This is a genomic window from Spirosoma flavum (assembly GCF_042686045.1).
Lineage (GTDB): Bacteria > Bacteroidota > Bacteroidia > Cytophagales > Spirosomataceae > Spirosoma > Spirosoma flavum.
The window spans coordinates 1193540-1220334 of sequence record NZ_JBHUOM010000001.1 but is presented as its reverse complement, the minus strand read 5'-3'; the positions used below and the strand labels follow the sequence as shown (position 1 = coordinate 1220334).

The window sequence follows — 26795 nt, the reverse complement described above, 5'->3', positions numbered from 1 at the left end:
GCCTTATGCAAACTGCCCGCACAACACCCAGCCGCTTGGCCAAACGCGCTCACTACGATGCTAACACTATCCACCCGATTCTAGACGAAGCTCTTTTTTGTACTGTCAGCTATGTTACTGACGGACAGCCAATGGCCATTCCAACCGCTTTTGCCCGATTAGGTGACAAGATATATATTCATGGATCGGTTGGTAGTCATTTTATCCGCGAAATCGAAAAAGGTGGTCCAGTCTGTATTTCGGTGATGCTGACTGATGGACTAGTTTTAGCAAAATCGGCCTTTCATCACTCCGCCAATTACCGCTCGGTAGTGATCTTCGCCAATGCTCAAAAAGTAACCGATGAAGCGGAACGAATGAACGCGCTGGCCCTAATTACAGACCACCTTATACCTGGCCGCTGGGATGACCTGCGTCCAACCACCGACAGCGAAATGCGAAAAACCACCGTATTGGCGTTTTCACTGGCTGAAGCTTCGGCTAAAGTTCGCACCGGTGGTCCAAGTGATGACCCTGAAGATGAGAATTTGCCAACCTGGTCTGGCATAATTCCAATGCAAACAGTGCGACTCACACCGGTTTCAGCGGAGAACAGTCAGGATACACCTCTACCGAATTATTTATAAAAATGCCACGTACATAGCTGATAGTCAGATCAACCTTTATTCCCCAACACAACGGCCCATATACAATTATGTATGTCCCCAAAAACTTTCAGGAACCAGACCGTGACACACTGTTTCAGTTCGTCCGGGATAATTCATTTGCGTTACTTGTGACAACGGGCGACGATGGTATTCCGGTAGCGACACACCTTCCAATCGAACTCTTGCCCGGTCCCGATGGGAAATTTCAGTTGGTTGGTCACTTGGCCAAAGCCAACCCGCAATGGAAGTTACTAGGTCGCGATACGCCCGCACTGGCTGTATTTTCAGGGGCGCATAGTTACATTTCTTCTTCGTGGTACGATCACGTTAACGTACCCACCTGGAACTATCTCTCGGTGCATGTTACTGGCCGAACGAACCTACTAACCGCGGATGAAACACTAGCTTTTTTGCGCCAACAGGTCGATAAATACGAGGTTCACTCAAAACATCCCGTCTCCGTTGAAAGCATGACGGAGGACTATGTGCGGAAAGAAATGCGTGGTATTGTCGCCTTTACAATGGAAATTGACAGCATGCAGGGCGCAGCTAAACTAAGTCAAAATCGAGACGACAAAAATTATCAGAATATCATCGCCGAACTGCGTCAGAAAGACGATACGGATGCCAATGAGATAGCTACAGAAATGGCCGCCCGACGGGTTGACAATGGCCAATAACTGGTCGAGATCAGATTAAAGAAGGTATACACATGCCTAATAAACCAGAACAAATTATGGCCAAAGAGCACCATTACGCCCTGACAATCAAATGGAACGGAAATTTAGGAGAGGGCACTAATTCGTATAGATCGTATGAGCGAAGTCATGTCATCTCGGCCGAGAATAAGCCGGAAATTATAGCTTCGTCTGATCCAGCTTTTCGTGGCGACAAGACGAAATATAACCCCGAAGAGTTGCTGGTAGCATCGTTATCCAGTTGTCATATGCTGTCTTATTTGCATCTATGTGCCGAAGCAGGCGTTACCGTTATTGAGTACACCGATAAGGCAACAGGAACAATGGTACAAACACCGGATGGCGGTGGGCATTTCAGCGAAGTAACTCTTTACCCTGTTGTTATTGTTACAGAACCGGCCATGGTGAACAAGGCAAATGGCTTACATCATCAGGCAAACAAGTTATGCTTCATTGCTAATTCCTGCAATTTCCCTGTCCATCATCAACCAACTTGCCTAGTGGAAAATAACGAGTAAATTCCTTCAGACCTTATAGATTTCAGAAACTTATAAGGTCTGAAGGGCTAACCACCCTATTTCTGTTCGTGATAGACTAATACCGGCACGTCCGATTTCCCAATTAATGCCGATGTATGATTTGGGTGAAACAGACTATCTAAAAAGCCCGATTGTGGGTACAACTGCATCACAATTAGGTCAGCATGAGCATTCTTGAGTTGATCTTCGGTCAAAACTACAAGTTGGGCATCAAACGCTTCCACGAGCGATTCGGTCTGAAACGTTACCTGAGCTTGTGTCGTTTGGGCTTGCATGGCATAGGCAATCGTGTGCACTTGCGCCGGGCGTACCGATTGCCCTTCAGAGGAGATCGGCACAATCAATACGGGGCATTTAGCTTCGTCGGCCACATCGGTAACGGCACTACCCGCTAACCGGTCAAAGAAGGTAGTCAGCTCACTTCGCCCCATCACGATCAGGTCAGCCGAAAGCTCATGAGCAGCCTCTAGAATACCATCATCAACGGTGCCAATGCGCCAATCAACGTTTACCGACAAACTCTCAGCTTGTAGTTTAGTAGCCAATGCAGCCAACTGCTGACGACTAATATCTTCTATTTCCTGCGAAGCAATCATACCCATTCCCGGATCGCCAATTGTGGGTAGCGTCGAGTCGGGAATCATGGGTTGATAAATATGCAGCAACGTAATAGTTGCACCGGTTTTATGGGCGAAAAGCCGTACCCAGTCTAGAGCGGCTGTTGAATTGGTCGAAAAATCTGTGGGAAAGAGTAGGTTTGTCATCTGTGCGTGAATCGGGGTTTGTTAGAATGAACAAACGAAACGGCCAACGTTCCCAACATTTTTTCGGATTTTGTTGGTTTATCGCCCGCCTAATGTCGGTGGGGGCGTGATAAGACCGCTCGATTCGGCGGTGCTGTTCATTTTTTCAACAGCCAGCAATTGACGCATGGTTTTGTCCATTCCTTCGGTTGAGCCGTCCAGGAAAATCACGTTTCCTCTGCTATTTTCGGCAAAATGCTTGATCGCTTCCGTCCAGATCGAGAACAGAATAAGTGATGCATCCAGTTTGGCTTCATTCATCACTTTAGCGGACTCAGCCATACCTTTAGCCACTTCTTCACGGAATAAAGCAACCCCCTGACCACGTAACTGTGAGGCTTTTTTCTCAGCTTCAGCCGAAATTTGAATAGCATTACCCTCAGCTTCAGCAGCTTTAGTTTTCGTAATGAGCAGCGCTTGCCCTTCGTTTTCGGCAGCGGCTTTCAGGTTTGACGAAGCGACAACCTGCGCCATCGACCGCATAATTACTTCGTCGAATGCAATATCATTCAGTTGCAGGTCGGTAAGGTGATAGCCCCAGCTTTCGAGCAATACATCGAGTTGGGATTTTACGTGTTCGATGATTTCGGAACGCAGAGCCAAAATTTCCGACTGCCGTTTGGTGGCCACAAAGCTACGGATTGACCCTTCGATGGTACGAATCAGGGCCTGCATAAAGGAGGCTTCATCAATAAATTTGAACGCCACATTTTTGATTGTTTCCTCGCCCTGATTCAGTACTGAATACACCAGCATGGCCTTAAAATTAACATTGGCCTGATCGGCGGTAATGGCTTGGAATGCCAGTTCGACGGACCGGTTCTGGATTGAAATCCGCCGGTAAATGACTTCAATAAATGGAATTTTAAAGTTTAGCCCTGGCCCTAAGACACGGGCATACTTGCCAAAAATTGTGATGACGGCCACCGTGCCCTGCTGCACGATAACAACGGAAAGATAGACGACAATAATCGCCAGCCCGAGAAGAACAGCAAAAAAGCTCATATGGATGAGGTGGTTAAAACAAAAAACGGATTCCGTGTAAGGTACGAAATCCGTTAATAGACTACTTCAACTATTGTACGATCGGCTTCTGGTCAATTTTCATGAACCAATTCATAACTAAGCACATCCTCGTTAACTACCTCTTTGTTAAGGTTAACTACTTTCTTCTGTCTGAAGTACATCACTACCGCCAGCATGAACCCTATAAACGCCAGTAGAGCGCCTACCCATTCGGGCGAAGCATACCCCAAACCAGCTATAATTGGTAATCCACCCAGGTAAGCACCCAGCGCATTGCCAATATTAAACCCGGCCTGACTAACCGACGAAGCCAGCATTTCTGACCCATTCGCGGCTCGAATCATCAGAATTTGAATGGGTGCGCCCAAGGAAAAGGCAACGGCTCCCGTAATAAATGTCATTATCAGCAGGGGTATTTTAAAGGGAGCAGCAAAATAGACGCCCACTAAGCAAACGACCATCAACAATAAAAATAAAGCCGTAGCCTTAATTGGTGAGATAAAGTCTGCCATCCGTCCGGCAATTAAATTACCTACCGCCATTCCCAAACCAGCCAGTACCAGAATCCAGGTAATTTGGTCACTGCCAAAATGAGCAACTTCTGTTAATAGCGGAGCAATGTAACTGAACCAGGCAAACAGCCCTCCTGTGCCGATAGCTGTAATTCCCAGAATAAGCCAGGGTTCTACCTTCGTAAACAGCTTCATGTCTTTACGAAGATTGGACTCTCCCACTACCGGCATTACGGGCAGTAGCTTTTGAATACAGACCATGGTGATTAGCCCAACACCGGCAATAATCACGAATGTTATGCGCCAGCTCATCGTATGACCAATGTATGTACCTAATGGTACGCCAATAATATTTGCGACAGTAAGTCCGGCAAACATCATTGAAATGGCTTGAGCCTCTTTACCCTTACCCGCTAACCGACTGGCTACTACGGCTCCAACACCAAAAAATGCACCATGCGGCAAGCCTGACAATAGCCGGGTCACCATCATGATTTCGTAATTTGGAGCAAACGATGAAAGAATATTAAAAACGGTAAACATGGCCATCAGGCCCAGTAGAATTTTCTTAGGCGGATAATTTCCGGCAATACCGACCAGTAGCGGAGCCCCCAAGACAACGCCAAGCGCATAGGATGCGATTAGATGGCCAGCTACAGGGATAGAGATTTGTAAGGTGTTCGCAATGTCAGGGAGAACGCCCATCATAACAAACTCAGTCATGCCAATACCAAATCCTCCAATTGCAAGAGGCAACAAACTTTTTTTCATTGCAGCGTATTATTTTCTGACAGCTCGCAAGTCCTTCCAACTTGGAAAACTTACAATAGATCTTCTCAAACGAAGCCTATTTTATCATGAAAATAAAAAAAGTGCAAAATTGTTCCCTCTTCTACAAAAGGTCTAATTTATTAGTTAGTAGATGCAATCGAAGGCTAGAATTAACTGAAAATCGGGCAATCGTAAATCGTAGTGAATTGGTTAGACTAGCATTTTAATACGTTATCTATTTTTAAGAGAATTTTAAGTTATCCACATTAATAGAGTTTGGAACTCTGTCAATGTGGATAACTCATGTCAAGGGCAACATTGACTTTTTTTAATGCACCCGCTTACCCGGCATATCTCTTCCATTTTGGTGCAAAATGAGTTGTTCCACTTCGCCTTTTTCATTTGTGGCAAATGTTATTTGTGCGTCAACAACTTTAAGGAAAAACTTGGTCTTCGACTCGGCAAATAATTCTAATCGGCCCTGTCCCGTAGCTTGTCCATATAACTTATCGCCCTCTCGCGTAATCGCAATAGAAAATGACGGGGCCAATTGGTAAGTGCCAACATAAGATGCCAATGTAGCCGTATCGACTGTAGCTATAACCTGTTTTGGGGCTTCAACCGACTCCCCTAATTCTTTCAGCATAGCAAACCCATCAGCATTTTTGGGGTTGATTTCCACCGATTTTTTATAGTCCTGAATAGCCGCTACTTTATTACCTGCTTTCATTTGAGCCTCGCCCCGGCTGTCATACACATTATAAGACGTTGGAAACGCTTCTGCATTAAGCGTAAACACAGCGATTGACTCCGGTAGCTTTCCGTCACGCATGAATTCATACCCTAGGTTATTTAGTTCGCCTTCATTTACACTATACCCCTTGTCAGCCTTCCAGACACCAAATTTTTGCCGTGTAGTAGCGACTGACTCCGTCATAACGGACTGCCGAAGTAGGTCAGTAACAGGCTTTTTAGGCGTCTGAACAGGTTGATCGTATAGGATGCGGAGAACATTCTTGCACATAGCATCAAGCGGGGCACGGCCTGCATTGCTGAGCAACACCACCAGTTGTTTATCCTGTGGCGCGCGACTAATTAGGGTATTAAATCCGTTAATACCTCCGCCATGTGCGATCAATAGTAAGCTATCTTTGCGTTCACCCACCTTCGCTTTACCAACTATCCACCCATAGGCATAGCCAAAGCCTTCTTCATAGCTTCCCAGAAATGGCGTGAACATCGTCGCTTTCGAGGCAGCCGACAAAAGCTTATCCGTGTACAAAGCCTGATCCCATCGATATAAATCTTCCACCGTTGAATACAACGATCCAGCCGCATACGGAATCGACATGTCCAGATAAGGAGCATTTACGTAATTCCCCCGCTCTTTTTCGTAGCCTGATGCCCGTTTGGGTAATATCGGACTGAATAAGTCATAACCCGTATCCGCTAATTGCGCAGGTGTAAGAATATTGGCTTTCAGCAACTCGGCGTACGATTTGCCAGTTACCTTTTCGATGATAACACCCAACAGAAAATAGCCGGAATTGCTATACGAAAACTTGGCCCCCGGTTCGAAATCCAACGGTAGATCGGCAAACTTTTTTGTAAAGGCTTCGGGTGTGTAGGGGTCACGACTCATGGTCTCAAAAAATTTCGGCACATTGGTATAATTGGGAATACCTGATGTATGCGTCAGTAGATGATGAATCGTGATCTTGTCGCCTGTTACTCTCGGATAGTCAGGTAAATAGTCAGTGATTTTCCCCGCCAGCTTCAGCTTACCTTTTTCAACCAGCTGCATAATAAGCATGGCCGTAAATTGCTTGGTAATTGAGCCAAGCCGAAATTTGGTATCAGGTGCATTCGGAATGTTCCATTCTATATTGGCCATACCGTAGCCTTTTTTGAAAATCACTTGTCCTTTTTCGGCCACTAACACCGCGCCGTTAAACTGACGATTGGCGACATATTGCTGAATGAGCGCGTCTATTTTAGCCGATTTGCTTTGGGCAAAAATCGCCGAAGTAGCCAGCAGAATAGCTATTAAAGTTAGGGGTATGAGTTTGTGTATAGGTGCGTTTTTCATAGGAAACGGTAGAAATAAGATGGTTAGCCAAGTTTACTATTTTCCGCCTTTTACCCGCTCACAAAATTATCGGTCGGTTGTTTAAAATGATAAATGGTAAGCACAAAAAGCCCCCTCTTGCCTGAATTGGTCAAGACGGGGCCAGTATTAACCAGCAAGTTGACGTATATTATTAGTGGGCCAGCAACCAGTTTGCGCCCACACCGATACCAGTTTCCATCTTAACACCCATTGGAATGGCGTTTTTCATGATGTCGTCAACGCGCTCTCGAAGTAGTTCGATTTCGTCGCGATGAGCGTCGAAAACCAGTTCATCGTGTACAGTCAGAATCATCTTTGATTTTAGTCTTTCGGCCTGCATGAACTCGTGAATGCGAATCATGGCGATTTTGAGCATGTCGGCGGCACTTCCCTGAATGGGAGCGTTCACCGCGTTACGCTCGGCAAACATCCGGTCGGTTTGGTTACGCGAATTGATGTCACGCAAATATCGACGCCGACCGAGGATTGTTTCGGCATAGCCAAAGCCCCGCGCTTTCTCGATACATTGATCGATGTATTCTTTTACTGCCGGGAAACCCGCGAAATATTCCTCGATAATCTGACCCGCTTCTTTGCGCGAAATCTTTAACCGCGCGCCCAAACCGAAGGACGAAATACCGTAAATAATACCAAAATTGATGGTTTTAGCTTTCCGGCGCATCTCGCCTGTCACTTCGTCTAACCCAACGTGAAATACTTTACTAGCCGTTTGCGTGTGAATATCAACGCCGTTATTAAAGGCTTCCAGCATCGTCTGATCACCGCTGAAGGCTGCCATAATTCGCAACTCAATTTGCGAATAGTCAGCCGACATAATCAGAAAATCCGGCCCACGGGGTACAAACGCCTTGCGAATTTCCTGTCCGCGTGGAGTACGAATCGGAATATTTTGAAGGTTTGGATTCGTTGACGAGAGACGCCCGGTTGAGGCTACAGCCTGATTGAATGAGGTGTGAATCCGACCGGTTCGTTTGCTGATAAGCAGTGGCAGTGCATCAACATAGGTGTTTTTAAGCTTGATTAACTCACGGTAATCCAGAATTTTTCGGGCAATTTCATACTCGGCTTCCAGTTTCGACAAAATTTCTTCGCCCGTTGCATATTGGCCGGTTTTGGTCTTTTTGGCGTTCTTATCAAGCTTGAGTTTATCGAAAAGGACTTCGCCCAACTGCTTCGGAGACCCGATGTTGAATGACTCGCCTGCAATGTCGAAAATCTCCTGTTGTACTAGCTTCATATCGATATCGAGCGTGGCCGAGAGTTCAGCCAGTGCATTCGTATCAATTGTAATGCCCTCCAATTCCAGGTCGGTAAGCACCTGAACGAGCGGCATCTCCACCTGGTCGAACAGTTTATGCAAACTATCTTTTTCAAGACGCGGAGCAAAAGCCTCCTTAAGCTGGAGGGTGATATCAGCATCCTCACCCGCGTATTCGACTACTTTCTGCACATCTACGTCGCGCATTGTCAACTGGCCTTTTCCTTTCTTACCAATCAGCGACTCGATTTCGACGGGCTGGTAATTCAGGTACGTCATAGCCATCATATCCATGTTATGACGCATTTCCGGCTCAATCAGGTAATGGGCAATCATGGTATCGAACAGCTTCCCCTGCACTTCTACGCCATACTTTTTTAGCATTAGCAAGTCGTACTTCAAATTCTGGCCGATTTTACTAATGGCTGAGTTTTCAAAAACAGGCTTAAACTCGTCTACGACCGCTTGGGCTTCGGCGCGGTCGGCAGGCACGGGAACATAAAACGCTTCGCTCGTTCGGTAAGCAAAGGATAACCCAACCAAGTCGGCTTCAACGGGATTAATTGCCGTGGTTTCAGAGTCGAAGCAAAGGCTCTCCTGAAGGCTCAGGTAATGTACCAGACTCGTTCTCAATTCGGGCGTATCGACCAGCCGGTAGTCATGTTTCACCGATAGAATGGTCTTGCGTCGTTCAGGTTGGTTTTCGTCTATTTCGTAGTCGGGATAAACGTCGAGATAAGCAGGGGTTTGGCCTTCTGGAGTCTCCGTTACCTCGGCACCTACGCTGTCGTCCGTTGTGATGGTATCTGTCACGTTACCCGGTGTCACTTCCGTAGCTGACGCAACAGGGACTTTTACGGGTGTACGTTTCGCTTTGGGTTTACTGGTCGGGGTCACCGCTGGCGTATCAACTGGCGTATTAATCGAGCCAAAATCAAACGGCAAATCATCAGCACCTGACGGATTGATGGCTCCCATATTCGGGAAAGGCAAGAATGCCGGACTGTCTCCCCCCGGCGAATCGAACAGATTCATCTGTGCCGAACCAGGCGTTTTAAACTCAGGCGGTAAGGGTTTCTCGTCGTACGTGCCGCCTAACAAGCGGGTTTTCATTTGTCGAAACTCCAACTCGTCCAACAGCGCGGCCAACCGGGGTTTGTCATATTCGGTATGGCGCAGGTGATTTTCATCAAACGGCACCGGCACATCCAAATGAATAGTTGCTAACTCCTTAGACAGTAAACCCTGTTGCGCAAAATTGACAACGTTTTCTTTGAGTTTCCCTTTCAACTCGTCGGCGCGGACAATGAGATTTTCTACCGACCCAAAATCAGCAATAAGCTTCTGGGCCGTCTTTTCGCCAATACCCGGAATACCCGGAATATTATCGACCGAATCGCCCATTAAACCGAGCATGTCCGTCACCTGATCGATGCGCTCAATTTGCCAGCGTTCCAATATTTCATTTACACCCAGTTTTTCGGCGGGTTTACCCATGAATGCGGGCTTGTAAATGTGGATGTGCTCTTCCACCAACTGCCCATAGTCTTTATCGGGCGTCATCATATACACCTCAAAATCAGCGAGAGCCGCTTTTTTGGCAATTGTTCCAATGATATCGTCGGCTTCATACCCATCCAGAATCAGCATTGGAATATGCATAGCTTCTATAATCTGCTTGATGTAGGGCATGGCTACGCTAATATCTTCAGGCTGCGATTGCCGGGTGGCCTTATACATCGGAAATTTCTCATGCCTGAACGTCTTTTTGGACGAGTCGAAGGCGACACCAATGTGGGTTGGTTTTTCCTTCGTCAACACCTCAATCATAGCATTCATGAAGCCAAAAACGGCTGAGGTATTAATGCCACGCGACGAAATGCGGGGTGCTTTGCTGAAGGCAAAATGAGCGCGATAGATAAGAGCAAGCGCGTCTAATAAAAACAGTTTTTTGTTCGGTTTAGCCATTCGATAAAGGTAACGAGTCAACAGCCCAAAGGTCGAAAGTCTTGCGGACAATCACGCGCTTTTGACTCGACAAATTGATACGCAGAAAAGGGAATATTCTCTATAAATACAACAGTTGCACCAGCCATTTGATTCCTACTAAAGGATTCTACGGGCTCCCAAAAGACAAACGAGCCACCTTGTTTAGAGGCAGCCCGTTCACAATAAATAAAAAACAAAAAACTGTTACTGCGGCAACAATAATCGGTCAATGATCTGAATAACACCATTAGTTGCCGTAATGTCGGGACCGGTAATGTTAGACGCAGTACCACCATTTCCCTTGCCCGTTATGGTCAGGGCAGTTGTGCTAATACCTGCCGTAATGGTTCCTCCTTGCAAGGTTGTAAGACTGGCTCCATTCATAATAAGTGGCGTATAGGTGCGGCTGTTGAGCACATGATAACTCAAAATATTAGTTAGCATAGGGACTGTCGCTTTAGCAATGGCCGCAGAATCGTAGCCTACCGCTTTGAAAGCTGCATCGGTTGGCGCAAACACCGTCAGAGGACCAGCCGCCGTTAACTGTGTAACGATACCGGCTTTCGTAACAGCCGCCTGAAGAAGTTTAAATGATGCACCCGGCAACAGCAGGGGAATGTTCTGGATAGTGGCTGCTATGTTGCCAAAAACCGGTGGTAACAACACCCGATCAATGGCGTAAATAACCCCATTACTAGCCGGTCCATCAGCTTGCAGAACATGAGCTCCGTTTATAGACAGTGTGGTCGATGTTGTAGATGTCGATGTAGCTTTCGAGAGGTATAAAGGCAGGCCAGCCATTGTTTGCTGGCTTGTGTTAATAGCCGCTGGTATATCCGACGAGCCAACCCGGGTAGTCAGTACATGGTATTGCAGAACCGTTTTCAATAAATCGGCGGGAATCGCCTTGATGGCTGTTGCATCAGCGTAACCAAAGGCTTTAAATGCCGCATCGGTTGGTGCAAATACAGTGTATGTACCCGGTTGGGCTAACGCTCCATCTAAACCAGCCTGAACGAGAGCAACTTTTAGCAGCGTGAAATTGCTTCCAGTATTGATAATGTCGCCAATTGTCGAGAGTGTAGGGGTAGAATTATCTGCTTTTTTACAGGCCGAAAAGGAGAACGTCAGTGTAATTAATAAGGCCGCAAGCAAGGCCCACTTTCGCCTTGCGAACGCGCTTTGATTCGTTAACATGAGTGACTGGAAATTGGTGAAAAGAATAGTACGGCTTATCCGTTCTGCAAAAAACGACAATCTATTCGTTTTGTTCGGCAATATTTACCTATCAGTTATGACACCCAATCAATTTAATCTGCCAAACTATTGACCATATTAACAGTTATCCCAAAAAATCCTTCCGGCACCTATGCGTAACAACTTGACCATCTGCTTATTAATATTAGTGATCGGTTGCAAAAGCCGCTCGTCTGAGCAAGCAACGAACGGATCGGCGGAGACGCAGACATCCGAAAAAACAACAGCATCGACAACTCCTGACACGCTCTGTTTCCAGAAAATCATGAGTCGTGACACAACGACCCTACAACTGGTTATCAATGGCGAGCAAGCTACGGGTTATTTAGATAGCAAGCCGTATGAAAAAGATCGGGCGCGGGGACCGTTTCAGGGAACAATTAATGGGTCTAAAATTGGGGGCGACTGGCAGCGTTCGGGTGAAGGTACGACACAGCCCTACACCCTCGATTTCACACTACAAGGCGATACGATTTCCTGGCATGAGGGCGAACGCATTGAGCGACAAGGCAAATGGGTTTTGAAATCACTCAACACTGGCTACCAAAATGTGCTCGCTAAAATCAACTGTTCTAAATCACCGCTACGGTAGTTTCTCGGCAGGCAACTTCTCTCCTACCGGGGGTCGGTATTTTGAAAATGGAATTTTCAGCAGATTGCCAATGTGCGAATGTTCGCTCGGCTCCGTGTGTGTGTCAATACCATAATGCAATTCGTTGCCCGCCATTTCATAATAGGTCCCAAAGAGACGATCCCAAAAAGGAAATATATTACCATAATTTGTGTTGGTGACGGGCAAAACATAGTGATGGTGTACATGGTGCATGTTGGGTGTCACGATAACCAAACTCAGCAATCGGTCGGCCCAGCGGGGCAGTTCTATGTTGGCGTGATTAAATTGCGAAAGCAGCACCGACAAGGCTTGATACAGAAAAACGAGCCACATTGGTGATCCAACAATCAGAACCGCGAGCGTTGTAAAAGCAAAACGGATTACACTTTCGCCGGGGTGATGACGATTGGCCGTTGTCGTATCAACGTATGCATCGGTATGATGAATCAAGTGAAACCGCCACATGAATTTCACCTTGTGCTCGGTCCAGTGAGCCAACCACGCGCCAATTAAATCCAGAATCATCAACCCAACGATAACTTCCGCCCAAAGCGGTAGTGTAATCCATTGCAATAGCCCAACATGATGGCGAACGGTCCAATCGCTGGTCTGTAACAGGATAAAAGCCAGTATAAAATTGACAAGGATGGTGGTCAGCGTAAAGAAAATATTGATGCCTGCATGGTGAAGTTTCCGGTAGCCAATCGTGTCCCGTTTAAACCGAAATAAGGGCACTGCACTTTCAATCAGCCAGAATAGCGTAATACCGCCTACCAGAATCAAGCTCCGGTGCGATGATGGAATATGCTCGAAGTAGTGAACTAACCTCTCCATTAACGTTATCTTATTTTTTGTAGCTATTATACAAATTTATAAAGAAATAGTGGAGTATGTCTATTCGGTTTAGCCCTTAAAAACCATCAAACTTGGCACTTCGTTTGTCCGTCTGGTTTTTCGGTAGTTGGTTTGTAGACAGTAACCGCTTGCTACTTGCTTACAGATGCCGTTTCATTGACACTTGATAACTAACTAATGCCCCAGCCCAAATACGCCCGCGAGTCCATGACGATTATGACCGAAATGGTACTGCCTAATGATACCAATACGTTAAACAATCTAATGGGTGGGCGACTCCTTCACTTCATGGATATTGCGGCTGCCATTGCCGCCCAGAAACACTCAAACCGCATTGTTGTAACGGCCTCAGTTGATAACGTATCCTTTTCTGAACCTATCCGTTTGGGCAACATTGTTACCATGAAAGCCCAGGTAACACGGGCGTTCAGCTCCTCAATGGAAGTATTTATTGATGTCTGGGCAGAGGATATTCCAGCTGGTATCCGAGTCAGTACCAATAATGCGTACTATACGTTTGTGGCCGTTGACCAAAGTGGCAGGCCCATCGAAGTACCCGCCGTATTGCCCGAAACGGACGATGAGAAAGAGCGGTATGTGAGCGCCCTCCGTCGGAGGCAGTTGCGTTTGGTACTAGCCGGACGTATGAAGCCCGAGGATGCGAAAGAGTTACGGGAGTTTTTGCAGATTAATGATTAAAAAGGGTGTCGGGTTCTCAAACCCGACACCTCATTTAGCTTGCTTGAGCGACTGCCACAAAATTATTTATAACTGATGCCGGTAAAGATATAAACACATATCTAACCTAGGCAAAGTCATTCGGTAGCTATTCATTATCACCACGTTGTGGCTGAATAGCTAGTGAATAAAAAGGATGGAATCAGCTTTGTTCATTCTACCGCATCGGCTCGTTCATTTGCGTGATGGCCTGATAAACAAGCACTTTGAATTTATCGGTCAGGTCGCCGTAACTGTTGGGGACTTTCTGCGTATAAATCAGTGCTACGATACCTTCTTTAGGATCGACCCAGTAGGTTGTCCCGAAGAATCCACCCCAGTCGAACGACCCCTGCGATACGGACAGTCGGGCAGCACTTTTCTCCGAAGTCAGCGAGAAGCCCAATCCAAACTTATTAATTCCCTGATTTAAATCGCCAATCTGATTTGTCGTAATTAGGCGGACTGTAGTCGGGCTGAGAAAGCGTTTCCCCCCATACTCTCCGCCATTGAGCATCATTTGCAGAAAAATGGCGTAATCATACATGGTAGATGACAAACCAGCCCCGCCCGAATAGTACGTTCCAGCCTGTTTAGGATAATCAGCCGACAGCCCATTAAGTGACGGCAATGGGCGAACTACTTTTGCTGAATCTTCGGTATAAACCATTGTCAACCGATTCTGCTTGGCCGCAGGCAGATAAAAATAGGTGTCGTTCATGCCCAATGGGTCAAATAACCGAGTTCGCAGATATTGGTCAAGTGATTGTCCGGAGAGTACTTCGATAAGATAGCCAACTAGGTCAACACTAAGGCCATACGTCCAGCGATCGCCGGGCTGGTGCATAAGCGGCAAGGCTCCCAGCCGGTTCATAGCATCGGAGAGAGTGCCAGCGGGCGTACCGATGCCACTTGGAATTTTATTTTTGGCGTAAATGGCAACGGCTTCTTTCGTCCCGATACTGGGATAACTAATGCCCGATGTATGCGTCAATAAGTGCCGAATTGTAATTTCGCGCTTCGCCGGAACGGTCGTATAAGACGAATCTTTCTCATTGAGTTTGTCCAGTACCTTCGGGTTTTTAAAAGCCGGAATATATTTTGAAATAGGGTCATCGAGAAGGAATTTTCCTTCCTCAAATAGCATCATCAGGCCAATACTCGTAAGCGCTTTTGTTTGTGAAGCAATCCGAAAAATAGCGTCGCGCTTCAGGGGTGTTTTGGCCTGAATGTCGTCTTGTCCATAAGCTTTATGATAAACGATCCGGCCATTTCGCGCGATCAACACCCCAACGCCCGCCTGACGGCCTTTGGCAATATAATCGTTGATAACAGCATCCATCCGCTGAAGCCGGGTGGTACTCATACCGACGGTTTCGGCTGCAGCCTCTTTTAAAACGGGGCCTGATAAGGCCGTTTGATTAACAGACGGTTGCGCTATGGCAGAAATAAAAAAACCGGCCATCAGGCCGGTAAGAACAACTATTTTCATGAAAACCGGAAGTTAGGGACCCCGCGAAGATAGTTATTTCTTCGCACTGGTAATCTCGTCAGTCCGGGAATACTGAGCACCATTACGCAAGGCCCGCGCTGTAGCCGAATAAACAAGTTGCTTTGTGCTAGCATCAAACACGCCGGTAGCGGTGTAATCTGAATCAACTTTACCGCTTGGCAACTCAATTTGATCACTTGCTTTATCAATAACGGTGAAGTTTACCCCCGTTAATGTAGCGGTTACGCGCTCCGTGTATCCGCCCGTAAAACCGTTGTTGTACACGACGGTATTTTCAATATATAGTTCGTGCGCATTGGATGCTTTTGTAACCGTCGTCGTCGATACACCGGGGATTGGCCCCTGAAAAATATCAGCACTAACATACAACGTCCGACGCGAGGTGCCAGCATACGTGCCAACGTACTGATCACGAGGGTCAACATCGCTGGCACTTCCCGATTTTTTGCACGCTGTGGTAAGCGAACCAATGACGAACAAAGCAAGGAACGTAGTACGGAAAGATCGAACGGCGTAATGAGTAACCATGAATTTTGGATATGTAATGGGTTATAGTCAGAAGTTGTTTATACAAACGTCGTGCCGGGTTTGTCAAGTATAAATCGACTCGAAAAGACAAATTTATGTAGGTTTACAATATGGCAGAACGATATGATAACCAACTCTCCTATGGAGCCAATAACTTAGTAGTAGCGTTGTCCGACACGGAGGTAGCTAAGGTTTTTCGGGGCGATACTCGCTCAGATATTGGCTCGGAGGCCGAGAAACTTAAAGTAGCTAACGGTATCAACGACCTGCTGGTACGCTTTATTCGACTTGACTACGACGACGAACACGACTGGGACATGCTGATTATGGAACGGTTGTACCCGCTGGATTTTCGTAGTCTTGAAATTAGCAAGCGAGAATTGTTGCTCGATGTATTCGATGATGAACTACGTGAGTTACATGCTTCGGGCTTTGTCCATCGCGACATTAAGCGTCCCTCCAATCAATCTGGCGAACGGTACGACAACGTGTTTATGACCGACAGAGGTCTTCGGCTGATTGACGTGGGCATCTCGGCACTTCGTACGCAGGTGGGCGATAAGTTGTTCGGAAAATACATAGAGATAGAAGAGCGGGAAATGGCGGAGTTTCGGGCGTACTTTTTGAGTCGGTGAAGATGGTATATACTTGCGTTTAAACTCAATTTAATAACAATGGAAAATCCAACTCGCCCCAACCTTTTCACCTACGCAACCAGTGAATTGTCGCAGGATGCATTCATTTGTTGGCTGGCCGCTTGGGTTAACAGCAAGTCCCCAACTATTATTTTACCATATAAAGAAACAATAGAATTCTACTAACAATTATTACAGCTTTAGCGAATTATATTCTGAATAAGTAGAGGTTTACCTATCTTTATAACCTACTAAATCTTCTCTGTTTGGCACCGTAGCTTGTTCGGAACAGCCGATGCCAAATAGACCAATTCGTTATAAATTCGACCGTAGCAAATGCCCCTGAATCGACGAGATTTTATGCAAGTGGCGGGTAAGGGTGCCAGTGCGCTCATGCTGGCACAGATTCCCATTTTCGGACGGTCGGTCTCGGCTGAAGCCTTACTAATTCCGGGCCTGGATGTAGCCGTCAAGAAACGGTTGGCCGATGCCGCCTTAAATGCCGCTAAGTCTAAAGGAGCGTCTTACGCCGACGTGCGCATTGGCCGCTACCTGAATCAATTCATTATCACCCGCGAAAACAAGGTTCAGAACATCATCAATACGGAATCGTATGGCGTGGGTGTCCGCGTTATTGTAGATGGCTGCTGGGGATTTGCGGCTGTTGGTGATGCCAAAACAGAAGCGGATTTGGCCAAAGCAGCCGAAAAAGCGGTGGCAATGGCCAAAGCGAATGTATTGCTATCAGACGAACCCGTTCAACTGGCTCCCCAAAAAGGTTTCGGGGAGATAAGCTGGAAAACACCGATTCAGAAAAACGCGTTTGAAATTCCCATTAAAGAGAAGGTAGATCTCCTGATGGACGTCAATGGAGCCGCCATGACCAACGGCGCTAACTTCGTAAACTCGCAATTCTTTTTTGTTAATGAGCAGAAGTATTTCGCGTCTACAGATGGTTCGTATATCGACCAGGATATTCATCGACAATGGCCCGGCTTTACGGTAACCGTCATCGATCCTAAGAGCGGTAAATTCGAGACGAGAGACGCGTTAAGTGCCCCGGTGGGCATGGGCTACGAATATCTGCAAGTAAATCCATCCGATAAAATAACGGGCATTACGAACCGATATAACAAAGGGTACGATATGCTGGAAGATGTTGTCGCAGCGGCCAAACAGGCCAAACAAAAGCTTACGGCTAAGTCTGTCGAAGCGGGTAAATACGATCTAATTCTCGACCCGTCGCACACCTGGCTAACCATTCACGAATCGGTAGGTCACCCGCTGGAACTGGATCGCGTATTGGGCTATGAGGCCAACTTCGCCGGAACGTCGTTTGCTACGCTGGACAAATGGAAGAGCAAAAGCTTCAATTATGGCAGCACACAAGTCGATCTCTTTGCCGACAAAACGCAGGTTGGTTCGCTGGGAGCCGTTGGTTACGACGATGAAGGCGTTCAGACAAAGCGTTGGGATCTGGTTAAGGATGGCACTTTAGTCAATTATATGGCCATTCGCGATCAGGTGCACATATTGGGCGAGAAAGAGTCGCAGGGCTGCGCATATGCTGATAGTTGGGGAACCGTTCAGTTTCAGCGAATGGCTAACGTATCGCTGGCAGCTGGTAAAGAACCGTTATCCGTTGATGAAATGATAAAAGACGTAAAGAAAGGCATTTACATCATCGGCGATAGTTCCTATTCGATTGACCAACAGCGGTATAACTTTCAGTTTAGCGGTCAATTGGCGTATGAAATCAAAGACGGACAGATCGTAGGTATGCTCAAAGACGTAGCCTATCAGTCCAATACGCAGGAATTCTGGAACTCCTGCGTGAAGGTATGCGACGAGCGCGATTTCCGGTTGGGCGGATCATTTTTCGACGGAAAAGGCCAACCGATTCAGAGTAACGCGGTGTCGCACGGCAGCGCAACGGCTCGTTTCAACGGCGTCAATGTGATTAATACCGGTCGTAAAATCTAAGCTCCCCAATATGGCTACCTTATTATCAGAAATAGAAGCAAAAGCTTTGTTACAGAAGGCATTAACGTATTCCAAGGCCAACGAGTGTGAAGTAAATTTGCAGGGTGAAGAGTGGAGCAACATCCGATACGCCCTCAACAAAGTCTCAACCTGCGGGTCAAAGGCGTATAAAACACTGTCGGTTCAGTCGGCTTATGGCAAAAAAGTTGGCGTTGCCACCATCGATGAATTCGACGAAGCTTCGCTCGAAAAGGTCGTCCGTCGTGCGGAAGAACTGGCTCAGTTAGCCCCGGAAAATCCTGAGTATATTGGTCTCCTTGGGCCACAGAAATATTTACCGTCAACCGGCTTTTTCGACTCGACAGCCAGCCTGTTGGCCGTTGACCGCGCCAAAGCGGTAAGTCAAAGTATTCAGATAGCCCGTTCGCAAAAGCAGACCGTAGCCGGATATCTGGAGGACCGCACCGGCTTTTCGGCGATGATGAACAGCAAGGGATTATTTGCCTATTATCCAAGTACAAAAATCAATTTTAGCGCAACCATCCGCACCGATAACGGAACGGGTTCTGGTTTTGCCGCTCAGGGCGTAAGTGATTTCTCAAAACTGAATACGGCATCGGCCACACAGGTTGCCCTTCAAAAAGCCCTTGGCTCGGTGAGTGCACGCGCCATTGAACCGGGCAAATACACTGTTATTCTGGAACCACTGGCTGCTGCGGTGCTGCTGGAACATTTATTCCGTGGTCTGGATGCGCGCAGTGCCGACGAAGGGCGCTCATTCCTGAGCAAACCCGGTGGCAAAACGAAACTTGGTGAGCGACTTACAGACGAACGGGTGACAATTTATTCGGATCCAACAAACCCTGAATTGCCCGCTTCTCCCTGGGGATCAGATGGTCGGGCGCAGGAAAAAATAAACTGGATTGAAAAGGGCGTTGTCAAAAACCTGTCATATTCCCGCTACTGGGCGCAGAAAAAGGGCGTAAAAGCCGTGCCAGTACCAAACAATTTTATGATGGTAGGTGGTAACGCAACCTTGGATGAGCTAATAAAAACCACACAACGCGGTATTCTGGTAACCCGATTCTGGTATATCCGCTCCGTTGATCCTCAGTCTTTATTGGTCACCGGCCTGACTCGTGATGGTACCTTTTACATCGAAAACGGCAAAATAAAGCATCCAGTTAAGAATTTCCGGTTTAATGAAAGTCCGGTCATTATGCTCAATAATCTGGAAACATTAGGCAAAGTAGAACGGGTCGTGAGTAGCGAAGGCTCCTTTACAAACTACCTTGTTCCGTCGATGAAAATTCGGGAATTTACGTTCACCTCACTTTCTGACGCCGTGTAAGATTACATAGTAAATCTCCTTTCTCTTTTTATAATCAATTAATTAACAGCACTATGCCAACCGATGCCCAGAATGAACGAAAGCCAGGGGGGCATATTAACCGACGCCAGTTACTAAAGTACAGCGTTCAGGGTACTGCATTAACTGCTTTGGGTGGGGCCTTGCCTCATCCTACGCAAGCCGGTGTTGCCAGTTTTATTAAAGAGCCAGCAAAGAATGGTAAAATTGTCGTTGTCGGAGCTGGTGCGTTTGGCGGGTGGACGGCGCTGCATCTGTTGCGAAAAGGCTATAACGTAACGCTCGTTGACCAGTTCGGTCCTGGTAATAATCAGTCAAGTTCAGGTGGAGAAACACGACTGATTCGGGCCTATTATGCCGACCCTATTTACACGGATATGGCGATGCGTGCCCTGACTCTCTGGAAAGAGAATGAGTCCAAAATGGGTCAGAAAGTGCTGCATCAGAATGGATTATTACTCTTTAATTATCCTTCCAGTAAGGCAGAATCGGAAGCAGCCGTTTCGATCTATAAAAAGGCGGGATTGCCTCTCGAAAAAGTAAGTCTGGACGATGCCGTCAAACGGTGGCCTCAAATCGGGATAGAGGGGCTGGATCACGTCATGTATGATCCGACAGCCGGGTATCTGGATGCCCGCAAAGGCTGTCAGGCCGTTTGCGATTTGTTTGTTAAAGAAGGTGGCACGTTTCTGCAACAGCAGGTAAAACAAGAAAGCATTAAAGGTGGGAAAGCAACGGCTATTACCCTTGCCAATGGCAATGTCTTGGAAGCCGATCAGTTCATATTTGCCTGTGGCCCGTGGCTGACGCGTCTTTTTCCGGAACTCACAAAGAAACTCATCGTGACCCGAGCGTTGGTTTTCTTCTTTGCAAGTCCAGCGGGCCAATCCGATTTTATGGAGAATAAACTGCCTACCTGGATGGATCGGGACATGGCTGGGCCGTTCCGCTCATTCGGCGTACCGGGAAGAGATTTTCGAGGGTTCAAACTGGGGTTAACTCCCCCAGACAATAACGTAACGGATCGATTTGATACGTATAACCGTTTTGTAAAGCCAGAAGAATTTGAGTTGGCACTGGGCGTAATCAAAAGACGATTCCCCAAAATGGTAGGCCAGCCGCTGATTGAGCAACGGGTTTGTCAAGTCACAATGACACCCGATTCGGATTTCATTTTGGACACGCACCCTGAGGCCGACAACCTTTGGGTAATGGGTGGCGATTCGGGCCACGGCTATAAGCAAGGCGCGTCCTTCGGCGAACTGGCTGCCAATACCGTAGCTGGCGAAAAGGATAAGATGAAGAAATTTGCCCTCAAACGGTTAATCGGCTAAAATGTCATGCGTACTTTTTTGTTATGCCGGTTTCTGTCCAGCTAACATCGAAATGACGTAAATACTGCACCGAGCAGGAACTCCCCCAGATTAATTAAGGAACAATCGTTCACCGTTGAGCGTCTATGAAGGCAAGCACCTCTTCTGTTGTTTATGACGCGCCGACAGCATTTTGTTATTATCCTGATTTTAGGGACACTCTCTACGATCAGTCCGTTCTCCATTGACATGTATTTGCCGAGTTTTCCGGCTATCGCGAAAGACCTTCGTACGTCAATTTCTCAAGTTCAATTATCCCTAACGGCTTATTTGGTTGGCATTTCGGTTGGGCAGATTTTATACGGGCCATTGCTGGATCGCTATGGCAGAAAGTTACCATTATATGCAGGTCTAGTCATCTATATACTGGCGTCGGTGGGCTGCGCGGTAAGCACATCGATAGAAACCCTGATTTTAATGCGGCTCCTGCAAGCGTTGGGCGGATGCGTTGGTTTGGTAGCTGCTCAAGCATTGGTACGCGACATTTTTCCCGTCACCGAGATTGCCCAGGTTTTTTCGTTACTAATACTGGTAGTGGCGGTTTCGCCCATGATTGCGCCCACGGTTGGCGGCTATGCTACGGTTGCCTTTGGCTGGCACTCCATTTTTCTTATTCTAGCGGCAATAACGGTCTTGATTCTGGTTAGTATCTATTACGTTTTACCAGATGGCAAACAGCCCGATGCCTCGTTATCGCTTCGGCCAAAGGCGGTATTGAGCAGTTTTCTTACCGTATTAAAGCAACCTCAGTTTTTGACGTATGCAGTGGCGAGCGGAGTCGCAACGTCGGCACCCTTCGCCTATATTTCCGGCTCTCCCGACGTGTTCATGAACATTTATAAAGTCAGCGAGCGGCAATACGGCTGGATTTTCGCCTTCCTGGCTATTGCCTTGATCGCTCCTACCCAATTGAATCGGATTTTCCTGAAACGGTTTAATAGTGAACAGATCATTTATACAACGCTGATTTATCAGTCGGTTGTGGGTTTGCTATTGGTTTTGGGAACGTGGGCTGGCTGGTACGGACAATACGGCCTGATTATAATGCTGTTCCTATTTTTGTGTGGTCAGGGCTTGACCGGCCCCAATGCATCGGCACTTTCGCTGGCTCCGTTTGTCAGACATACGGGCAGTGCTGCGGCTCTAATGGGCAGTTTTCGCATGGGTTTCGGGGCTGTCGTTTCCGGAGCTGTCAGTGTGCTCCATAATCATACCGCCATTCCAATGGTTGGGATGATGACGTTTTGCGTAGTTAGTGGATTACTAATTCTGCTTTTCGGGCAACGGGCCATCCGGTATAGACGTGAACAGGCCGGTATTGACGAGCCGTTTACGGAGGCTATACTTTAACGACGCTTGGTCTCTACGTTTGCGTTTCACCATCAGGCTGTTACTAAATTTCGTCTAAAATTTACGGCTTACCACACGCCTTACCCGCTCGTTTTCTCTATTTTTACTCAACAAATAAAATCCTGATAACGTAAAAAAATCAGGAAAATCCCGACGGGTGGCCGGTGCCATTCTGACAATATGCAATTCTCTCACCTCCACTGCCACACCCAATACTCGCTGCTCGACGGGCAAGCCGATATTAAGAAGCTGATCAAGAAGGCCAAATCCGATAATATGCCTGCTGTTGCCATCACCGACCACGGCAATATGTTTGGTGTATTTGAGTTTGTGGCCGAAGCCAGCAAGCAGGGGATTAAGCCTATTGTCGGTTGTGAGTTCTACGTCGTGGAGGACCACACCATCAAGCAGTTTACGAAAGAGAAAAAAGATGTTCGCTACCACCAGCTCCTGCTTGCTAAGAACGCACAGGGTTACAAAAACCTGGCGAAACTCTGCTCGCTGGGTTATATGGAGGGTTTATACGGCAAGTATCCCCGCGTTACCAAAGAGCTAATTGACAAATACAAAGAAGGGCTGATTGCGTCAACCTGCTGCATTGGCGCATCGGTTCCGAAGACTATCCTGAAAAAAGGCGAAGAAGCGGGCGAAATTGAATTCAAATGGTGGCTCGACCGCTTCGGTGAGGATTATTACGTCGAACTACAACGTCACGAGATTCCAGACCAGATCAAAGCCAACGAGGTGTTGATCAAGTTTGCCCGGAAGTACAACGTCAAGATTATTGCGTCTAACGATTCGCATTATGTCGATCAGGACGACTGGGTAGCGCATGATATTTTACTGTGCGTCAACACCAACGAAAAGCAAAGTACGCCATCGATGAAGGATTTCAGCGACGACGATGTGATGCCTAAAAACACGCGCTTTGCCTTCTTCAGCGACCAGTTCTATTTCAAGAACACGCAGGAGATGACGACGCTCTTTAAAGACCTTCCCGAAGCCATTGACAATACGAACGAGATTGTTGGCAAGGTAGAGACGCTGAAGCTGAAGCGTGATATTATGTTGCCCAACTTCCCGATTCCGAAGGAGTTTCAGCAACATACCGACGACGTTCTGAACCAGTGGGAATACCTGCGCCACCTCACGTATGAAGGAGCCAAAGAACGGTATGTAGACATCCTGCCGAATATTCAGGAGCGCCTTGATTTTGAGTTATTTACAATCAGGACAATGGGATTTGCCGGGTACTTCCTCATTGTGGCTGACTTCATTAAGGCGGGACGCGATTTAGGCGTTATGATTGGTCCGGGGCGCGGCTCGGCAGCAGGTAGTGCGGTGGCCTATTGCACCGGCATTACCAACATTGACCCTATCAAATATGACTTACTGTTCGAGCGATTCCTGAATCCCGACCGGAAGTCGATGCCCGATATTGACACTGACTTTGACGATGAGGGTCGGCAGAAAGTGATTGATTACGTAGTTCAGAAATACGGTAAGCAGCAGGTAGCGCAGATTGTTACGTATGGCACAATGGCGTCTAAGTCGTCGATCAAAGACGTAGCGAGAGTCATGGACTTGCCCTTACAAGATGCCAACGCTATTGTGAAACTCGTGCCCGACAAGCCGACGTATAACATGACGCTCAAGCGCATTTTTGAGGATCCGCTTGATGGGCCTGGCGGTTTGGCTAGTGTCATTCAACCTGACGAAATGGAGAACGTGAAGCGAATGCGGGCGCTGGAATCGGGTGATCGGAGCGCAGCGCAGGCTATGCGGATCGTGGACTACGAAAAAGTATCAGCGGTGCTCAAACAAGCCCGCAAACTCGAAGGAACGGTACGAAATACCGGCCTCCATGCGGCTGGTATCATCATCGCGCCCAGCGATTTATCGGACATTGTTCCGGTGTCAACATCGAAAGATACGAACCTGATTATTACTCAATATGAGGGGAAAGTTATTGAAGATGCGGGTGTTATCAAAATGGACTTTTTGGGGTTACGCAACCTTACTATTATTAAGGAATGTCTGCGGCTTATCAAGCAGAACCACGATCTAACAATTATCATTGACGACATTCCGCTGGACGACGAGGAAACGTATAAACTCTTCCAGCGGGGAGAAACCAACGCCGTATTTCAGTTTGAATCCGATGGCATGAAAAAGCACATGAAAGACCTTAAGCCTGACCGCTTTGGGGACCTCATTGCTATGAATGCCCTTTACAGACCGGGGCCAATTGCTTATATTCCAAACTACATCAACCGTAAGCATGGCCGTGAAGAAGTCAAATACGACCTCCCCGAAATGGAGGAGTATTTGGGTGATACATACGGCATTACGGTTTATCAGGAGCAGTTGATGCTCTTGTCGCAGAAGCTAGGAAACTTCACCAAAGGTGATGCCGACGTACTTCGGAAGGCGATGGGCAAGAAGGATAAAGCCACGCTCGACAAAATGAAGGGCAAGTTTATGGATGGCTGTACGGCCAATAAACTCCCGCTGAAAATTTGCGAAAAAGTCTGGTCTGACTGGGAAGCTTTTGCCTCCTACGCCTTCAACAAATCACATTCGACCTGCTACGCCTTTGTCGCTTATCAGACCGCTTACCTCAAAGCACACTACCGGCCTGAATATATGGCCGCCGTTTTGACAAGCTGTCTCGGTACGATTGACAAGATTACGTTCTTCATGGAGGAGTGTAAGAATATAAATATTCCGGTACTGGGTCCAGATGTAAACGAATCGGAACGGTTCTTCGGCGTCAATAAAAAGGGTGAAATTCGCTTTGGGATGGGCGGAGTCAAAGGGGCGGGTGATGCGGCTGTTGAAGCCATCATTGAAGAACGAAATGCGGGCGGACCGTTCAAAGATATTTTCGACTTTGCCATTCGGGTCAACCTGCGGACGGTAAATAAGAAAACCTTTGAATCGCTGGCTTACGCCGGTGCTTTCGACTCCATAGATGAGTACCACCGGGCGCAGTATTTCGAGATGTCGGATACCGATACGTCGCCGTTTTTGGATAAAATTATCCGGTACGCCAACAACTACCACGCTGAAAAAGCAGCCGCTCAACAGTCTCTATTTGGTGCTATGATGAACGGGGAGCCGATGATTGCCCGGCCCAAAGCGCCTATCGTAACGGAATGGAACCAGATTGAAAAGTTGAAATTTGAGAAAGATGTCGTTGGTTTTTACATCACTGGTCACCCACTCGATGAGTTCAAACTCGAACTTGAGGGTTTCTGTAACTGCACCTTAGATAAGATTCTCGAAACGCGCCAGCCTGAAATTAAGGTGGCGGGTATCGTGTCTTCTATGCAGAGTAAGATTGGCAAAAACGGCAACCCATTTTGCATCTTTAAGATTGAAGATTACGGCAGTTCTATAGAAATGGCACTTTTCGGCGACGACTATGTGCGAATGGGGCAATACATTGAAGTTGGTCGATTCCTGCACATTACGGGCAAAACTCAGAACCGCTGGAACTCCGATAATTTGGAATTTAAGCCGACGACCATCCGGTTGCTAACTGAAATGCGCGAGAAATTCTGCAAGGAATTGCGGGTATCGTTAACGATCGACTCGCTGAACGCCCAACTTGTGGCCCAAATCAACGACCTCGTCAATGCCCACCCAGGCACGTGTACACTTTCCCTGAATGTGGTCGATTATAACGAACGCATCGAAGTGAGCTTACAGTCTCGAACGCTAAAGGTTTCACCTGCCAACTCGTTCCTGCGGGCATTGGAAGCAATGGAGGGCGTGACGTGTAAGGTAGCGTAGAATTCGGAACTAATCGCTTTGAAAACGGTTTATATGACTGAAACAAGTTCAACATAATAAACTCATTTCAGTCATGGCAGCAGGAACATTTGCCGTAGAAGCAACCGATGCGAACTTCAACGATCTCATAAATTCTGATAAACCCGTTTTAGTAGATTTTTGGGCTGAGTGGTGCGGTCCTTGTAAAATGATCGGCCCCGTTGTTGAGCAACTTGCCGGTGAATACGAAGGAAAAGCCATTGTAGCAAAAATGGACGTTGATCAAAACGCCCAAATTCCCGCTAAATTTGGTATCCGCAGCATTCCAACGCTGATGATTTTCAAAAACGGACAGTTGGTTGATAAAGTAATTGGTGCCGTTCCCAAGAATGTACTGGAGCAGAAACTTCTAGGTGCTCTGGAACCCGCAACGATCTAATAGTTAGTTTCC

22 protein-coding genes are annotated in these 26795 nt (G+C 47.1%); 13 read left to right on the top strand and 9 right to left on the bottom strand.

Annotated features, from left to right (window positions below; all coding sequences use genetic code 11):
- Positions 1-5: 5 nt before the first annotated feature.
- From ACFS25_RS04960 to ACFS25_RS04950, 3 genes are all read left to right on the top strand, one after another.
- Complete coding sequence (locus ACFS25_RS04960; protein WP_381497301.1) at positions 6-626, top strand: pyridoxamine 5'-phosphate oxidase family protein; 621 nt, start codon at positions 6-8, stop codon at positions 624-626.
- A 68-nt stretch (positions 627-694) separates the two neighbouring features.
- Positions 695-1327 (top strand): FMN-binding negative transcriptional regulator, encoded by a 633-nt coding sequence (locus ACFS25_RS04955; RefSeq protein ID WP_381497300.1) that lies wholly within the window; start codon positions 695-697, stop codon positions 1325-1327.
- A gap of 56 nt (positions 1328-1383) precedes the next feature.
- Positions 1384-1863, top strand: a complete 480-nt coding sequence (locus ACFS25_RS04950) for an OsmC family protein (protein WP_381497417.1) — start codon at positions 1384-1386, stop codon at positions 1861-1863.
- A gap of 56 nt (positions 1864-1919) precedes the next feature.
- On the opposite strand, the gene ACFS25_RS04945 is transcribed toward ACFS25_RS04950, so the two are convergent.
- The 6 genes from ACFS25_RS04945 to ACFS25_RS04920 form a co-directional block, all read right to left on the bottom strand.
- Positions 1920-2648: a universal stress protein gene (locus ACFS25_RS04945; protein WP_381497299.1), complete on the bottom strand. Its 729-nt coding sequence runs from the start codon at positions 2646-2648 to the stop codon at positions 1920-1922.
- Positions 2649-2726: 78 nt separating this feature from the next.
- The gene (locus ACFS25_RS04940; RefSeq protein WP_381497298.1) at positions 2727-3692 is read right to left on the bottom strand and encodes an SPFH domain-containing protein; all 966 of its coding nucleotides are present in this window, start codon (positions 3690-3692) and stop codon (positions 2727-2729) included.
- Between the two features lie 92 nt (positions 3693-3784).
- Entirely contained in the window at positions 3785-4996 is a 1212-nt protein-coding gene (locus ACFS25_RS04935) for an MFS transporter (protein WP_381497297.1), read from the bottom strand.
- A gap of 328 nt (positions 4997-5324) precedes the next feature.
- Positions 5325-7085, bottom strand: coding sequence for a serine hydrolase (locus ACFS25_RS04930; protein ID WP_381497296.1), 1761 nt, complete (start codon positions 7083-7085; stop codon positions 5325-5327).
- 172 nt (positions 7086-7257) lie between these two features.
- Positions 7258-10353, bottom strand: a complete 3096-nt coding sequence (polA, locus tag ACFS25_RS04925) for a DNA polymerase I (RefSeq protein WP_381497295.1) — start codon at positions 10351-10353, stop codon at positions 7258-7260.
- A 225-nt stretch (positions 10354-10578) separates the two neighbouring features.
- On the bottom strand, positions 10579-11571 hold the full coding sequence (locus ACFS25_RS04920) for a fasciclin domain-containing protein (RefSeq protein WP_381497294.1): 993 nt from the start codon (positions 11569-11571) through the stop codon (positions 10579-10581).
- Between the two features lie 172 nt (positions 11572-11743).
- Between ACFS25_RS04920 and ACFS25_RS04915 the strand changes: the two genes are divergently transcribed.
- Positions 11744-12223: a hypothetical protein gene (locus ACFS25_RS04915; protein ID WP_381497293.1), complete on the top strand. Its 480-nt coding sequence runs from the start codon at positions 11744-11746 to the stop codon at positions 12221-12223.
- Here ACFS25_RS04915 and ACFS25_RS04910 read toward each other — a convergent pair.
- Positions 12215-13078: a sterol desaturase family protein gene (locus ACFS25_RS04910; RefSeq protein ID WP_381497292.1), complete on the bottom strand. Its 864-nt coding sequence runs from the start codon at positions 13076-13078 to the stop codon at positions 12215-12217. The genes ACFS25_RS04915 and ACFS25_RS04910 overlap by 9 nt on opposite strands.
- A 198-nt stretch (positions 13079-13276) precedes the next feature.
- Here ACFS25_RS04910 and ACFS25_RS04905 point away from each other — a divergent pair, with 198 nt between their 5' ends.
- Entirely contained in the window at positions 13277-13798 is a 522-nt protein-coding gene (locus tag ACFS25_RS04905; RefSeq protein WP_381497291.1) for an acyl-CoA thioesterase, read from the top strand.
- Positions 13799-13994: 196 nt separating this feature from the next.
- Here the strand turns inward: ACFS25_RS04905 and ACFS25_RS04900 are convergent, their stop codons facing one another.
- Positions 13995-15308 carry a serine hydrolase domain-containing protein gene (locus tag ACFS25_RS04900; protein ID WP_381497290.1) on the bottom strand — a complete coding sequence of 438 codons (1314 nt, stop codon included), beginning with the start codon at positions 15306-15308 and terminating at the stop codon, positions 13995-13997.
- 33 nt (positions 15309-15341) lie between these two features.
- Complete coding sequence (locus ACFS25_RS04895; RefSeq protein ID WP_381497289.1) at positions 15342-15857, bottom strand: hypothetical protein; 516 nt, start codon at positions 15855-15857, stop codon at positions 15342-15344.
- Positions 15858-15967: 110 nt separating this feature from the next.
- Between ACFS25_RS04895 and ACFS25_RS04890 the strand changes: the two genes are divergently transcribed.
- The 8 genes from ACFS25_RS04890 (at position 15968) to trxA (ending at position 26783) form a co-directional block, all read left to right on the top strand.
- The gene (locus ACFS25_RS04890; protein WP_381497288.1) at positions 15968-16492 is read left to right on the top strand and encodes a serine/threonine-protein kinase; all 525 of its coding nucleotides are present in this window, start codon (positions 15968-15970) and stop codon (positions 16490-16492) included.
- 39 nt (positions 16493-16531) lie between these two features.
- The gene (locus ACFS25_RS04885) at positions 16532-16678 is read left to right on the top strand and encodes a hypothetical protein (RefSeq protein WP_381497287.1); all 147 of its coding nucleotides are present in this window, start codon (positions 16532-16534) and stop codon (positions 16676-16678) included.
- Positions 16679-16834: 156 nt separating this feature from the next.
- Positions 16835-18475 carry a TldD/PmbA family protein gene (locus ACFS25_RS04880; protein WP_381497416.1) on the top strand — a complete coding sequence of 547 codons (1641 nt, stop codon included), beginning with the start codon at positions 16835-16837 and terminating at the stop codon, positions 18473-18475.
- Positions 18476-18485: 10 nt separating this feature from the next.
- On the top strand, positions 18486-19826 hold the full coding sequence (locus ACFS25_RS04875) for a TldD/PmbA family protein (protein ID WP_381497286.1): 1341 nt from the start codon (positions 18486-18488) through the stop codon (positions 19824-19826).
- Between the two features lie 53 nt (positions 19827-19879).
- Positions 19880-21178 carry an NAD(P)/FAD-dependent oxidoreductase gene (locus ACFS25_RS04870; protein WP_381497285.1) on the top strand — a complete coding sequence of 433 codons (1299 nt, stop codon included), beginning with the start codon at positions 19880-19882 and terminating at the stop codon, positions 21176-21178.
- A 153-nt stretch (positions 21179-21331) separates the two neighbouring features.
- The gene (locus tag ACFS25_RS04865; protein ID WP_381497284.1) at positions 21332-22567 is read left to right on the top strand and encodes a Bcr/CflA family multidrug efflux MFS transporter; all 1236 of its coding nucleotides are present in this window, start codon (positions 21332-21334) and stop codon (positions 22565-22567) included.
- A 180-nt stretch (positions 22568-22747) separates the two neighbouring features.
- Entirely contained in the window at positions 22748-26365 is a 3618-nt protein-coding gene (dnaE, locus tag ACFS25_RS04860) for a DNA polymerase III subunit alpha (protein ID WP_381497283.1), read from the top strand.
- A 73-nt stretch (positions 26366-26438) separates the two neighbouring features.
- On the top strand, positions 26439-26783 hold the full coding sequence (gene trxA / locus ACFS25_RS04855; protein WP_381497282.1) for a thioredoxin: 345 nt from the start codon (positions 26439-26441) through the stop codon (positions 26781-26783).
- The last annotated feature ends 12 nt before the right edge of the window (positions 26784-26795 follow it).

Coding starts and splice junctions, on each gene's coding strand:
- ACFS25_RS04960 (WP_381497301.1), top strand. CDS start 6: ATGCAAACTGCCCGCACAACACCCAGCCGCTTGGCCAAACGCGCTCAC.
- ACFS25_RS04955 (WP_381497300.1), top strand. CDS start 695: ATGTATGTCCCCAAAAACTTTCAGGAACCAGACCGTGACACACTGTTT.
- ACFS25_RS04950 (WP_381497417.1), top strand. CDS start 1,384: ATGGCCAAAGAGCACCATTACGCCCTGACAATCAAATGGAACGGAAAT.
- ACFS25_RS04945 (WP_381497299.1), bottom strand. CDS start 2,648: ATGACAAACCTACTCTTTCCCACAGATTTTTCGACCAATTCAACAGCC.
- ACFS25_RS04940 (WP_381497298.1), bottom strand. CDS start 3,692: ATGAGCTTTTTTGCTGTTCTTCTCGGGCTGGCGATTATTGTCGTCTAT.
- ACFS25_RS04935 (WP_381497297.1), bottom strand. CDS start 4,996: ATGAAAAAAAGTTTGTTGCCTCTTGCAATTGGAGGATTTGGTATTGGC.
- ACFS25_RS04930 (WP_381497296.1), bottom strand. CDS start 7,085: ATGAAAAACGCACCTATACACAAACTCATACCCCTAACTTTAATAGCT.
- polA (WP_381497295.1), bottom strand. CDS start 10,353: ATGGCTAAACCGAACAAAAAACTGTTTTTATTAGACGCGCTTGCTCTT.
- ACFS25_RS04920 (WP_381497294.1), bottom strand. CDS start 11,571: ATGTTAACGAATCAAAGCGCGTTCGCAAGGCGAAAGTGGGCCTTGCTT.
- ACFS25_RS04915 (WP_381497293.1), top strand. CDS start 11,744: ATGCGTAACAACTTGACCATCTGCTTATTAATATTAGTGATCGGTTGC.
- ACFS25_RS04910 (WP_381497292.1), bottom strand. CDS start 13,078: ATGGAGAGGTTAGTTCACTACTTCGAGCATATTCCATCATCGCACCGG.
- ACFS25_RS04905 (WP_381497291.1), top strand. CDS start 13,277: ATGCCCCAGCCCAAATACGCCCGCGAGTCCATGACGATTATGACCGAA.
- ACFS25_RS04900 (WP_381497290.1), bottom strand. CDS start 15,308: ATGAAAATAGTTGTTCTTACCGGCCTGATGGCCGGTTTTTTTATTTCT.
- ACFS25_RS04895 (WP_381497289.1), bottom strand. CDS start 15,857: ATGGTTACTCATTACGCCGTTCGATCTTTCCGTACTACGTTCCTTGCT.
- ACFS25_RS04890 (WP_381497288.1), top strand. CDS start 15,968: ATGGCAGAACGATATGATAACCAACTCTCCTATGGAGCCAATAACTTA.
- ACFS25_RS04885 (WP_381497287.1), top strand. CDS start 16,532: ATGGAAAATCCAACTCGCCCCAACCTTTTCACCTACGCAACCAGTGAA.
- ACFS25_RS04875 (WP_381497286.1), top strand. CDS start 18,486: ATGGCTACCTTATTATCAGAAATAGAAGCAAAAGCTTTGTTACAGAAG.
- ACFS25_RS04870 (WP_381497285.1), top strand. CDS start 19,880: ATGCCAACCGATGCCCAGAATGAACGAAAGCCAGGGGGGCATATTAAC.
- ACFS25_RS04865 (WP_381497284.1), top strand. CDS start 21,332: ATGACGCGCCGACAGCATTTTGTTATTATCCTGATTTTAGGGACACTC.
- dnaE (WP_381497283.1), top strand. CDS start 22,748: ATGCAATTCTCTCACCTCCACTGCCACACCCAATACTCGCTGCTCGAC.
- trxA (WP_381497282.1), top strand. CDS start 26,439: ATGGCAGCAGGAACATTTGCCGTAGAAGCAACCGATGCGAACTTCAAC.